Annotated in this window: 8 protein-coding genes; 4 read left to right on the top strand and 4 right to left on the bottom strand. The window is 71.8% G+C overall.

What is annotated here, in order from left to right; genetic code table 11:
• Positions 1–10: 10 nt before the first annotated feature.
• On the top strand, positions 11–913 hold the full coding sequence (locus QRN44_RS03495) for a hypothetical protein (RefSeq protein ID WP_285038269.1): 903 nt from the start codon (positions 11–13) through the stop codon (positions 911–913).
• Positions 914–915: 2 nt separating this feature from the next.
• The gene (locus QRN44_RS03490; protein ID WP_121289569.1) at positions 916–1,578 is read left to right on the top strand and encodes a TMEM175 family protein; all 663 of its coding nucleotides are present in this window, start codon (positions 916–918) and stop codon (positions 1,576–1,578) included.
• A 153-nt stretch (positions 1,579–1,731) separates the two neighbouring features.
• On the opposite strand, the gene QRN44_RS03485 is transcribed toward QRN44_RS03490, so the two are convergent.
• Together QRN44_RS03485 and QRN44_RS03480 are read right to left on the bottom strand one after the other, a co-directional pair.
• On the bottom strand, positions 1,732–2,505 hold the full coding sequence (locus QRN44_RS03485; protein ID WP_175116302.1) for a DNA-formamidopyrimidine glycosylase family protein: 774 nt from the start codon (positions 2,503–2,505) through the stop codon (positions 1,732–1,734).
• Between the two features lie 80 nt (positions 2,506–2,585).
• Complete coding sequence (locus tag QRN44_RS03480; protein ID WP_285038268.1) at positions 2,586–7,430, bottom strand: ATP-dependent helicase; 4,845 nt, start codon at positions 7,428–7,430, stop codon at positions 2,586–2,588.
• Between the two features lie 152 nt (positions 7,431–7,582).
• Here QRN44_RS03480 and QRN44_RS03475 point away from each other — a divergent pair, with 152 nt between their 5' ends.
• Complete coding sequence (locus QRN44_RS03475; protein WP_121289575.1) at positions 7,583–8,152, top strand: NUDIX hydrolase family protein; 570 nt, start codon at positions 7,583–7,585, stop codon at positions 8,150–8,152.
• 137 nt (positions 8,153–8,289) lie between these two features.
• On the opposite strand, the gene QRN44_RS03470 is transcribed toward QRN44_RS03475, so the two are convergent.
• Together QRN44_RS03470 and QRN44_RS03465 are read right to left on the bottom strand one after the other, a co-directional pair.
• Positions 8,290–8,784, bottom strand: coding sequence for a GNAT family N-acetyltransferase (locus tag QRN44_RS03470; protein ID WP_121289577.1), 495 nt, complete (start codon positions 8,782–8,784; stop codon positions 8,290–8,292).
• A 109-nt stretch (positions 8,785–8,893) separates the two neighbouring features.
• Positions 8,894–10,474, bottom strand: a complete 1,581-nt coding sequence (locus QRN44_RS03465) for a DEAD/DEAH box helicase (protein ID WP_175116300.1) — start codon at positions 10,472–10,474, stop codon at positions 8,894–8,896.
• A 478-nt stretch (positions 10,475–10,952) separates the two neighbouring features.
• Between QRN44_RS03465 and QRN44_RS03460 the strand changes: the two genes are divergently transcribed.
• Entirely contained in the window at positions 10,953–12,971 is a 2,019-nt protein-coding gene (locus QRN44_RS03460) for a glycoside hydrolase family 127 protein (RefSeq protein WP_285038267.1), read from the top strand.
• The last annotated feature ends 38 nt before the right edge of the window (positions 12,972–13,009 follow it).

Raw genomic sequence — 13,009 nt, 5'->3', positions numbered from 1 at the left:
GGCTGAACCCGTGAACGCGTCCCGCCCCATCCTCGGTCTCCTGCTCGACGTCGACGGCCCCATCGCCAGTCCGATCACCCGGACGATCAACCTCCCGAGCATCGCGCAGGACCTCGCGACGCTCGCGAACGCCGGGGTCCCGATCGCCTTCAACACCGGGCGGAGCGACGCGTTCCTCCGCGAGGTGGTCGTCCCACCGCTCCTGGCCGCCGGGCTCGCGGACGACGTCCGGCTCTACGGCATCTGCGAGAAGGGTGCCGTGTGGTTCGGCTTCTCGGCGGCCGGGGTCGACGAGCTGAGCCTCGATCAGGACGTCGCGATGCCGGAGGGCTACGGCGATGCCATCGAACGCCTCGTCGACGAACGGTACGCCGAGACGGTGTTCTTCGACCACACCAAGCGAGCGATGGTCTCGGTCGAGCAGCACGTCGAGGTGCCGGCAGCGGACTACGCCCTCGTGCGGAAGCACTTCGACGACGACGCCCGAGCCGAGCTCGCCCGACGCGGGTTCGGCGTCGATCACGCCCCCGGCCGCTACCCGGACGACGCCGGCCTCGTGCAATACCGCATCGATCCCACGATCATCTCCACCGACATCGAGTCGGTCCGGCTCGGCAAGGACCTCGGCGCCGAGCGCGCGCTCGAGCTCCTCGAGGCCGACGGTGGTGCGCTCCCACTCGCCTGGCGCACGGTCGGCGACTCCCGGAGCGACTACGCGATGGCCGACTGGTTGTTCGAGCACGGATACGAGGTCGCGCACGTGGACGTCCGCCCCGCCGACGGCGTCGCCGAGAAGCCCTACCCGGTGCTGACCCACCCGACGCTCATCCACGACGAAGCCGGAGCCGCCTTCCTGGCCCGCTGGGTCGCCATGGTCCAGGGGACCGCGACCGACGACGCCGACGTGAGCTGACGATGGCCGGCGACGAGGGACGTCCGACGGGCCGCCGTCGACCCGGTCCGACGACGGAGCGCGGGCTCGACCGCGTCGTCAACTTCAGCGATGCCGTCGTCGCGATCGCGATCACACTGATCATCCTCCCGCTCGTCGACCTCGCCCAGGAACACGACGACGGCTCCGTGGTCGCGTTCTTCGGCCACAACTGGACCGGCCTCGCCGCGGCCGCGTTGAGCTTCGTCGTCATCGCCAACTTCTGGCGCGACCACCACCGCCTGTTCGAGCGCACCGTCGGATACTCGACGCGGCTCGTGACCCTGAACTTCGTCTGGCTCGCCGGGATCGTGTTCCTGCCGCTGCCGACGGTGCTCCTCTTCGACGGCACGGGAGACGACCGCGGCGCCCCCACGCTCTACATCGCGACGATGCTCGTCTCGATGGTCGCGGTACGACTCCAGCAGGTGGTCGTCGAGCGCGATGGGCTGCTCAGCGAGGAAGCGGCGGCCGCGCCGCGCCGACCGTGGCCGCTCGTGTGGTTCCCGACCGGCCTGATGCTGCTCGCCGGCGTCCTGGCCGCGACGGTGCCGGGGCTCGGCGCCCAGGCGCTGTACCTCCTGCTGCTGTCGATCCCGATCGGGTGGATCGGCAGTCGGCGGCACCGGGCCGACCCCGGTTCCTGAGTCCGTTCCGGTCCCTGAGTCCGTTCCGGTCCCTGAGTCCGTTCCGGTCCCTGAGCTTGTCGAAGGGCGGGGTGGGTCCGTCGGGGGCTGCACTTCGACAGGCTCAGTGACCGGTGGTGGTGGTGGCTCGGTGACCGGCGGGGCGCCGTCGGGTCAGGTCTGGCAGTGGGGACACCAGTAGGTGTCGCGGAGGGCGGTCGGGTCGGCGCCGAGCTTGCCCCGCTGGATCCGGGTGCCGCACCGCAGGCAGCGCTGGCCGTCGCGCCCGTACACCCAGGTCTTCCGGCCGGGCCTCGTGTCGCCCGTCGTGACCCGGTTGCGGCGGTCGCGATTGGCGTTGATGAGCCGATAGCCGAGTCGGACGGCGCCCGGCAGGTCGACCTCGGCGGTGGGCCTCGTCGGGAGGACGCCACGGATGTAGCACAGCTCGTTGACGTACTCGTTGCCGAGTCCGGCGAGGTTGCGCTGGTCGAGCAGCGCGACGTGGATCTCGCGGCCGTCGGCCTCCAGGTTGTGGATGGCACGCTCCTCGTCCCAATCCGGACCGAGGAGGTCGGGACCGAGCCAGCCGAAGCGCTCCTCGTCCTCGCGGGAGGGGAACACCTCGACGAGGCCGAGTTCGAACCCGACCGTCACCCAGTGCTGCGTCGACACGATCGCGCGCGCCTTCCAGGCCGGCCGCCGCCAGTGCTCGCCCGGCTGATAGACGTGCCACAGCCCCTCCATCTTGAGGTGCGTGTGGAGGGTGTGGTCGCCGATGTGGTGCAGGAGGTGTTTGCCGCGGGGGATGACGTCGTGGACGACGTCGCCCCGGAGGTCGACGGTCGCGAAGGCGGGCACCCGCAGGTCGAAGCCGGTCACGACCTCGCCGGCGAGCGCCTGCCGCAACCGGTGCGCGGCTTGGAAGACCGTGTCACCCTCTGGCATGAACCGCTCCGTCCGTTCCGGCTACGGTGCCACCGGCAGGGTGTCCGGCGCAACCCGTGGCGGAACGGCCGCGCGTCGGTTCACCCACGCCGGAGCCGCAATCCACGCGGCGTCTCGACGAACCCGGCGTCGCGGAGGGCGTGGCCCGTCGGGGTGCCGAGCACGAAGGCGCCGTTGACCTGTTCGATGCCGAGCTTCTCGATGCGACCCGCTCGCACCGTCGCCGCCAGGGAACGCGCCCCGGCACGGAGCTGGTCGTCGTCCTCCGAGAACACGAGCGCCGTCTTGCCGCCGCGTTCGAGGTAGTAGACCGGTGCTCCGTCGACGAGGACGACGAGCGCACCCGCCTTCCGACCCGGACGGTGTTTCACCCCGGTGACCTCCTGCCCCGGCCACCCGAGGGCGGCGCCGTACGGGTTCGCCGGGTCGGTCGCGGCGAGGGTGACGGCGTCGAGCGGCGGTTCGTCGTCGGTCCGGATGAATCCGCGCAGGCGGTCGACGGTGCCCGAGGAGGCGAACTGGGCCCCACCGAGGCGCTCCACGAAGTACCCGCGTCGGCAGCGGCCGTTCTCCTCGAACTGCTTGAGCACGCGGTAGGCGAGGGCGAAGCCGCCCGTCACCCCCTCCGCGACGACGGAGCCGCGCGTCACGACGCCGTAGCGCTCGAGCAGGGTCTCGCCCGTGGCGACGGCACGGATGGTGGCGTCCTGCTCGGCCAGCGGCAGGATCGACCACCGTCCGCCGAGCGTCTGACTCGCCCGCGTCGACATCGAGGGACGTTGCAGGTTGCGCCCGCGGTACAGCTTCGATCGCGGGGTCTGCCGTTGCACCCGGTGCGCCGAGTTCCCCGAACCGGAGCCGACGAGGGTGCGGAGTGGGGAGAAGGTGTCGTTGGTGACGAGACCAGCCCACACGAGCTCCCAGAGGGCGTCGACGAGGAGTTTGTCGTCCGTCGAGCCGACCGACTCCGCGAGCTGCCGGAAGAAGTACGCACCGCCCCCACCGAGCGTCGCGAGCAACTCGGTCTGCAGGGCGTCGGGGGTGTGCGGCGTCGGAGCGAGCGGCAGCGTGAGTGGTGCCGTGTCGGCGAGGTGGAGCGCGACCCAACCGTCGTTGCCGGGAATCGACCCGCTGCCCGACCACACGACCTCGCCCGTCGCGGTGAGCTCGTCGAGCATCGCGGGACTGTAGTCGGCGACGCGCGAGGGCAGGATCAGCGACTCCCAGGCCGACGCCGGGATGGGCGCGCCGGCGAGCTGGTCGATGACCGTCGCGACGCCGTCGACGCCGCGGAGCGTCCCGCCGAGGTGCTGCCACACCGGCAGGAACCGGGCGAACGCCTGCTGCTCGACCGGCTCGACCTCGTGGCGCAGAGCGGCCAGCGATCGGATGCGGAGCTTGCGCAGCACGCCGGCGTCGCACCACTCCGTCGCGTCGGTGGGGCCACGGTCGGCGTCGTCGCCCTCGCCCACCTGCTGCCGGCCGGCGGGGAGGAACTCGCCCTTGACCACGCGTCCGGCGTCGGCCAACCGGGCGAGCGTGTGCTGGACCACCGCCGTCCCGAGACCGAAGCGCCTGGCCGTCTGTCCGGTCGTGAACGGCCCGTGCGTGCGCGCGTGGCGCGCGAGGAGGTCGCCCAGCGGGTCGGCGACCGGCTCGGTGAACGCGACCGGTACGCCGATGGGCAGCGGGGTGCCCAGGGCGTCGCGGAGTCGTCCGGCGTCCTCGATCGCGGCGAAGCGCTCCTCGCCGGCGATCGGGACGCGGATGACGCGCTTCGAACGTTCGAGTTCGGCGACGGCGGCCGCCGAGCGAGCCGGATCCGGGGACCAGGCTTGCGGGTCGTCGCCGCGACTCGCCTCGCCGTCGGCGGAGACGGCGACGCCGTCGAAGGTCGTCCGGGCTGCGATCTCGTCGATGGTCAGCGGGCCGAGCATCCGCAGCGCGTCGGCGACGCCCTCGACCCCCTTGAGTCGCCGCTCGGGGTCGAGACGCTGCAGCTCGAGCGCGGTCTGCTCGATGACGCCCGGGTCGAGGAGCTCGCGGAGTTCGACACGGCCGAGGAGCTCGCCCAGCATGGTGCTGTCGACCGCGAGCGCGGCGGCCCGGCGCTCGGCCAACGGGCTGTCGCCCTCGTACATGAACGCGCCGACGTAGCCGAACAGGAGTGAACGGGCGTAGGGCGAGGGCTGATCCGTCGTGGTCTCGACGATGCGGATCGCGCGCGACTGCAGCTCGCGCGCGAGGTGGTCGAGGGCCGGGAGGTCGTAGACGTCCTGCAGACACTCGCGGAGCGTCTCGAGGATGATCGGGAACGTCGGGTACTGCTTCGCGACCTCGAGGAGCTGTGCCGAGCGCTGGCGCTGCTGCCAGAGCGGCGAGCGTTTCTGCGGCGAGTAGTTCGGGAGCAGCAGCGCACGGGCGGCGCACTCGCGGAACCGTGAGGCGAACAGCGCCGAGCCACCGACCTCCTGCGTGACGAGGGCGTCGAGCTCCTCCGGTTCGAAGACGAAGAGCTCGGCTCCCGGCGGCTCGCTCTCGGTGTCGGGCAGGCGGACGATGATGCCGTCGTCGCTCGCCACCGCCGAGCCGTCGACCCCCAGACGCTCCTGCACCCGGGCACCGACCGCGAGCGCCCAGGGCGCGTGCACACGGAGTCCGTAGGGGGAGTGGAGGATGACCCGCCAGTCGCCGAGTTCGTCGCGCGAGCGTTCGACGACGAGGGTCGTGTCGTTGGGGACGACGCCCGTCGCCTCGCGTTGCTCGCGGACGTAGGCGACGAGGTTGCTGATGGCCCGCTCGTCGAGGCCGGCTGCTTCGAGACGTGGGGTGGACCCCGTGCCGGTCGTGTCGAGCTCGCGCACGAAGGCGCCGATGGCGCGACCGAGCTCGGCCGGGCGTCCGATGCCGTCGCCCTTCCAGAACGGCAGTCGCCCCGGCTGGCCGAACGCCGGGGTCACGAGCACTCGGTCGTGGGTGATCTCCTGGATGCGCCAGCTCGTGGCGCCGAGGGCGAAGACGTCGCCGACGCGGGACTCGTAGACCATCTCCTCGTCGAGCTCGCCGACGCGCGCGCCGGCGCCGGACTCGCCGACCATGAACACGCCGAAGAGCCCGCGGTCGGGGATGGTGCCGCCGCTCGTGACGGCGAGGCGCTGGGCTCCCGGCCGACCGGTCAGGACCCCGGCGTCGCGATCCCAGACGATCCGCGGGCGCAGTTCCGCGAAGGCGTCGGAGGGGTAGCGTCCGGCCAGGAGGTCGAGTGTGGCCTCGAAGGCCGAGCGGGGCAGGGAGGCGAACGGGGCACTGCGCTTGACCGTCTCGAACCAGTCCTCCACGCCGAGTTCGTCGAGCGCGACCGCAGCGACCGTCTGCTGCGCGAGGATGTCGAGCGGGTTCGAGGGGACCTCGATCGCCTCGATGAGCCCGGCCTCCATCCGCTCGGTCGCGACCGTGGTGCTGATGAGATCGGCGCGGTGCTTCGGGAACAGGACGCCTCGGGAGACCTCGCCCACCTGGTGGCCGGCGCGGCCGACCCGCTGCAGGCCGCTCGCGACGCTCGGCGGTGACTCGACCTGGATGACGAGGTCGACCTCGCCCATGTCGATGCCGAGCTCGAGGCTCGAGGTCGCGACCACGCAGCGCAGGCGTCCGGACTTGAGGTCCTCCTCGATGCCCGCGCGCTGCTCCTTGGACACGGAACCGTGGTGGGCGCGTGCGAGGAGGGGGATGTCGTCGTCGCTCTCCTCGGTGGCAGGCCGGGCCGCTGCGGCCGCGACGCTCGTCGATCCGCGGGTCTGTCCGCTCTGGGCCATGAGCTGCGCCGGCGGACGCCCCGCACCGGGGGTCGTGAGCGTGGCGTCGCTGAGTCGGGACTCGTTGATCTCGTTGAGCCGGGCCGTGAGCCGCTCCGCCAAACGACGGGAGTTGGCGAACACGATGGTGGAGCGGTGCGCGAGCACGCGGTCGACGATCGCCTCCTCGACGTGCGGCCAGATGCTGCCGACGCGGTCTTCGCCGCCGCCGTCGCTGTTCGGGGTGTAGCCGGTGAACCCGCCACCGCTGCCGTCGTCGTCGGCCTCGCCGGGCGTCCGCATGCCGGCGTCGGGGTCGGTCATGTCGTCGACCGGGACGACCACGTGCAGGTCGAAGGTCTTCGCGGCCGGCGGGGCCACGATCTCGACCGGCGCGCGGCCCCCGAGGAACCGTGCGACCTCCTCGGCGGGGCGCACCGTGGCGGAGAGCCCGATACGCTGCACCGGCTTCTCGAGCATGGCGTCGAGCCGCTCGAGCGACACCGCGAGGTGCGCGCCTCGCTTCGTCGAGGCGACGGCGTGGATCTCGTCGATGATGACGGTGTCGACCGTGCGGAGGGTCTCTCGCGCCGCACTCGTGAGCATGAGGAAGAGCGACTCGGGGGTGGTGATCAGGATGTCCGGTGGCTCCTTGGCCATCGCCCGGCGGTCGGCGGAGGGGGTGTCGCCGGAGCGGACGCCGACACTGATGGTGGGTGGTTCGGTGCCGAGGCGGCGCGCCGCCTGGGCGATGCCGACGAGCGGCGTGCGGAGGTTGCGCTCGACGTCGACGCCGAGGGCCTTCAGTGGCGAGATGTAGAGGACGCGGGTGCCCCGGGAGCGCTCGCGCTGGGCGGCGGCGGCCTCCGCCTCGTCGGCCTCGAGCCCCGTGAGCGGGACGCCGCCGCGTGGTCGGCCGGTGTGCTCGGCTATGGCCTCGGAGAGCAGGCGGTCGATCGACCAGAGGAACGCGGACAGGGTCTTACCCGAACCGGTCGGCGCGACGACGAGGGCGTTGGCGCCGCGGGAGATCGCGTCCCAAGCACCCGCCTGCGCCGGTGTGGGCGCGACGAACGCCCCCTCGAACCAGTCGCGCGTCGCGGGGGAGAAGCGCTCGAGCACCTCGGTCATGGGTTCCATCATCCTGCACCCCACCGACACCGCGACCGGCGTCGCGCGCGGTCGCGTGGCCCCGTATGATCCCGCCACCCGTCGGGCGCGGTGTCCGGTCGAACCGCCGCCCACCTGGATCGCCGCTCGGCTCCATACGGTATGAAGGAGCTATGAGCGTTCGCACCCCTGACCCCGACCCGGAACCCGATCTCCCCGGCAATTCCAATCCGGGCTGGCTGTCGGACGTCGAACTCGAAGAGATCCGCCGCCGGCTCCCGCTGCTGTACGTGGAGGCCGTGCCGGTACGCGTCGACGGCTTCGGCGTCGTCACCGAGGTGGGCGTCCTGCTCCGGGCCACGGCGCTCGGCGAGATGACGCGCACGCTCGTCTCCGGTCGCGTCATGTACGGCGAGACGATCCGCGACGCGCTCTTCCGTCACCTGGAGAAGGACCTCGGTCCGATGGCGTTCCCGTTGCTCCCCGCGTCGCCCGTGCCGTTCCAGGTGGCCGAGTACTTCCCGTTGCCCGGATTGTCGCCGTACTCCGACGACCGGCAGCACGCCGTCGCGTTGGCGTACGTCGTCCCGGTGACCGGTACCTGCGAACCCCGCCAGGACGCGCTCGAACTCACGTGGATGACGCCCGAGGCGGCGTCCTCCGACGCGATCGCCGCCGAGATGGAGGGCGGCCGCGGCACGCTCCTCCGCGCGGCCCTCGCCTCCGTCGGCCGGCTGCGCTAGCCCTTCGACAAGCTCAGGGACCGGGGGAGCGGCTCAGGGACCGGCGGAGCGGCTGAGGGACCGGGGGAGCGGCTCAGGGAACGCGGGGGCGGCTCAGGGAACGCGGGAGCGGCTCAGGGGCCGGGGACCGGGGTACGTCAGCGGGTGTAACGGACCTCGTCGATCATCTCGCCGAGGAACGGCTCGGTCTTGGCTCCACCGTCGAGGACGAACCCGTTGCGCTGGTAGAAGCGGTGCGCACGCGGGTTGTCCGCGGCGACCCACAGGAACGACGGCTGACCGTCGGGGATCGCTGCGTCGAACAGCTGCTGACCGATCCCGGTGCCGTGCCACGCGTCCAGCAGGTAGATGAAGTACAGCTCGCGCTCGCGGGGTGCGTCCTCGTCGCGGGCCGGACCCGAACCGGAGAACCCGACGATCTCGCCGTCGACGAGGGCGGCGAAGTGCGTGTACTCGGGGCCCTGTGCGGCCCAGTGTGTCCAGAGCTCGGCCATGCGACGCGGCGACAGCTTCGCGAGCGTCGCAGCGCTGATGAGGTGGTCGTAGGTCTCGTGCCAGGACGTGGCGTGGACGCGTCCCAGCGACTCGGCATCGACGTCGCGGACGGGGCGGACGACTGCGTTGACGTTCATGGTGGAACCGTATCCCGAGCGCCCCCGTCTCGCGAAATCGAGCGGGTCCGCGCACGGCGAAGCGCCGCCCACCCTGCGGTGGACGGCGCTTCGTTCGAGCGGTTCGCTGCTAGTTGCCGCTGGACGCGCGACGGTTGGTCCGGGGACGCGAGGACTCGGCGGGAGCGCCTGAGTTCGCGGCGTAACCGGTGCTGTAGTGCGTGCGGCTGCCACCGGTGGCGGCACCCGCACGGGTACCGCCCGAGCGACCGGCGCCGGAGCGCTGTCCGCCCTGACCGCCGTTGCCGCCAGCGGGACGACCGCCACGGCGACCGCCGCCGCCCTGGCCTCCCTCGCGAGGAGCACTGTCGCGGCTCGCGCCGGCACGGGCGCCGTCGCGGTCGCGGTGACCGTTGCCGAGGCCGTTGCCGTCGCGGGCTGCGCGCTTGCGCTGCGCGTTGGCACCCTGCGAGCGACCGCCGCCGCCACCCTGCTGCTGCACGGCCGCGCGCGGCGCCGGCTTCACATAGGGGGCGACGTCGCCGATGAGCTCGAGGACCGCCGGGGAGGTCGCGGTGACCGCCTGCGGGGTGACGGTGATCTCGGCCTTGCGGAGGAGCTTCTTGAGGTCGTCCATCTGGCCGGGGATCGCGAGGGTCACGACGTCACCGGCGCTGCCCGCGCGAGCCGTTCGGCCCGAGCGGTGCAGGTACGCCTTGTGCTCGGTCGGCGGGTCGACGTGGATGACGAGCTCGACGTCGTCGACGTGCACACCGCGTGCGGCGACGTCAGTGGCGACGAGGACCTTGGCGGTGCCGGCGCTGAAGGCCGCGAGGTTGCGGTCGCGGGCCACCTGCGAGAGGTTGCCGTGCAGGTCGACCGCGGGGATGCCGGAGTCGGTGAGCTGCTTCGCGAGCTTCTTGGCGTGGTGCTTCGTGCGCATGAAGAGGATGCGACGGCCGCTACCCGAGGCGAGGGCCTGGATGAGGTCCTTCTTCGACTCGACCGAGGGGGTCGTGAAGACGTGGTGGGTCATCGCGGCGACGGGCGAGTTCGCCTCGTCGACGGAGTGGAGCACCTCGTTCTGCAGGAACTTGCGGACGAGCTTGTCCACGCCGTTGTCGAGCGTCGCGGAGAACAGCAGACGCTGCCCGCCGCGAGGCGTCTTGTCGAGGATGCGCGTGACGACCGGCAGGAAGCCGAGGTCGGCCATGTGGTCGGCCTCGTCGAGGACGGTGATCTCCACGGCGTCGAGGTTCACGAAGCCCTGCTTCATGAGGTCCTCGAGGCGGCCGGGGCAGGCGATGACGATGTCGACGCCGGCGCGGAGCGCCTCTTCCTGACGCTTCTGCGAGACGCCGCCGAAGATCGTGGTGGTCTTCAGCGAGTAGGCGTCGGCCAGCGGCTGCATGACCGCGGCGATCTGGGTGGCGAGCTCGCGGGTCGGGGCGAGGACGAGTCCGAGCGGGCGGCCCGGACGGCGCTTGCCGCCGGCGAGGGCGCCGCCGAGACGGGCGACCATCGGGATGCTGAAGGCGAGGGTCTTGCCGGAGCCGGTCTTGCCGCGGCCGAGGACGTCGCGTCCGCCGAGGGTGTCGGGGAGCGTGTCGATCTGGATGGGGAACGCGCTCGTCTTGCCGTCCTTCGCGAGGGAGGCGACGAGTGGTGCCGGGACGCCGAGGGCGTCGAAGGTGATGGTTGCTTCGGTCATGGGTGTGTGTCTCTTTCAGGCACGGCCACGAGCTTCGATGACGGCTGCCGGCGCACTCGTGTGCGGTAGCGGGCACTGCCGGGACGACCACGCACGTGATGACTCACATGGATGGTACGGCGTGCTTCCGTCGGCGTCGTCGCTGGTGGGAGGTGGCGAAGGCGCAGGTCGCGCATCCGTTCGCCGTATGAAGTGTCATCGACCCTGGCATGCACCGCTGGGTGCCGTGCAGGGGAGAGAGGGAGCGTTCTACGACGCAAGCGAGTACCGCACCGGATGGCGCGATCGCACGCAAGTTCCTCCAGCGTAGCGCATCCGGCGAGGAGTCTGCTGGGAGTGGCGCGTTACGGCTGTGTTTCCATCTCCTGGAATCGGTCGTCGGCGCTTGACAGTGCGCCGGAGCGGGTGAGTAATGTGTCACCCACCACAAACCCGGATCCGTGTACTGTGTCACACGGTACAGAAAGGCCTGTCGCCCATGAGCTTCGACGAAGACGCCCGAGCAGCGAGCACCGCGGTGCACGCGGGAGGCCGTTACGCCGCCGTCGCACCGATCGCCGGAGTCCGCATCCCGCTGGGTGCCGGACAGGTCGCGCTGGGCGACGGCGAACTCGGTGCGTGGCAGCGTCGGAACCGGGGCGCCACCGTCCCGCACTCGATCGAGCAGCTCCGCCTCGCCGGCAACCTCGACAACCTCACCCGGATCGCCGACCCCGGCGACGGCACGTCACGCTTCCGCGGGCGCTACCCGTTCCTCGACACGGACGTCTTCAAGACCCTGGAAGGCCTCGCCTACCTGCTCGCCGAGGACGAGGCCGTCGGCGCGGCACCCGGCGATGTCCGCGACTTCTACGAGGAGGCCGTCGGCGTCATCGAAGCCGCGCAGCGGGAGGACGGGTACCTCAACTCCTATTTCCAGGCTCCGGAGATCGAGAAGGAACCCTGGGAGGACCTCGCCTGGGGCCACGAGTTGTACAACCTCGGGCACCTCATCCAGGCGGCGATCGCCGCGAAGCGCCGTCTCGGCGACGACCGTCTGCTGAACGTCGCCCGGGCCTTCGCCGACCTCGCCGTCGATCGGTTCGGACCGGACGGCGACCCGCAGGTGTGCGGGCACCCCGAGGTCGAGATGGCCCTGGTGGAGCTCTTCCGTGAGACCGGCGTGCGGTCCTACCTCGAGCTCGCGACCGCGTTCGTCGACCGCCGCGGCCACGGCACGGTCGAGCTCCGGGTCTTCCCAGCCGAGTACTTCCAGGACTCGGCCCCACTGCGCGACCTCGACTCCGTGACCGGACACGCCGTCCGCATGGCGTACCTGGCCGCCGGGGCGACCGACGTCGCCCTCGAACGCGGCGACCAGGAACTGCTCGCGTCGCTGCAGCGGCTCTGGGACGACATGATGGAGACGAAGCTCTACCTCACGGGCGGCCTCGGGAGCCGACACTCCGACGAGGCGATCGGCGACCGCTACGAGCTGCCGTCCGACCGCTCCTACAGCGAGACGTGCGCCGCGATCGCCGTGATGCAGTGGGGCTGGCGCCTGTACCTCGCGACCGGGTCGGCGGCCGTCCTCGACACCGTCGAGACCGTCCTCTACAACGCCTACGCCGCCGGCCTCTCCGCGGACGGCACGGCCTTCTTCTACGACAACCCGCTGCAGCGTCGCCCCGACCACCTGCAGCGGTCGGGGGCGGAAGCGGACGGCGAACTCCTCAGGCGGAGCTGGTTCGGGTGCCCGTGCTGCCCGCCGAACATCGTGCGCTGGACCGCGGAGCTGCAGGACCACCTCGCGACGTCGACTCCCGCCGGTGTCGAAGTCGCGCACCTCACCGCGGCGTCGATCACGACCGAGCGGCTCTCCGTCACCGTCGACACCGCGTACCCGTGGGACGGAGCGGTCACCGTGACGGTGGACACCGCCGCCGACGACGAGGTCGAGCTCGCGATCCGCATCCCCGGGTGGGTCGTCGGTGGTTCCATCCGCGTGGGTGGATCGGCCGCGCCGCTCGAACCCGTCGACGGATGGATCCGGGTCCGGCGCTGGTGGCGTGCGGGCGACACCCTGGAACTCGACCTCCCGATGCCCGTCCGGGCGCACGGCGCGCACCCCTCCGTCGACGCCCTCCGCGGCTCGATCGCCTTCGCCCGCGGACCGATCGTCTCCTGCGCCGAGCAGCAGGACACGACGGCGGACCTCGACCTCCTGCGGTTCTCCGGAGCCGACGCGGATCTCGCGGTCGTCGAGCACCGTCGGATCCTGGCCCGGGAGGGGATCGACGCCGTCGCACTCCTCGTCCCGGCGGCCGTCGACGCTCCCGCTCCGGCCGTGCTCTACCCGGTCCTCTCCGGTGCGCCCGACGCCGAGCCCGCCGCGGCACCGCTCGTCGATGTCGCGACGACAGCCGCGGCGACGCAGACCACCGCGACCCTCATCCCCTACGCCCTCTGGGGCAACCGCGAACCGGGCGCCATGCGCGTCTGGTTCCGCGCCCGCTGACCTCCTCCCGTCCCCGACCCCGCTCCACCCTCTCCACC

The sequence above is a fragment of the Plantibacter sp. lyk4-40-MEA-4 genome (assembly GCF_030209415.1).
In the GTDB taxonomy this organism is placed as follows: Bacteria; Actinomycetota; Actinomycetes; order Actinomycetales; family Microbacteriaceae; genus Plantibacter; species Plantibacter flavus_A.
This window is presented reverse-complemented; position numbering and strand designations above follow the sequence as displayed.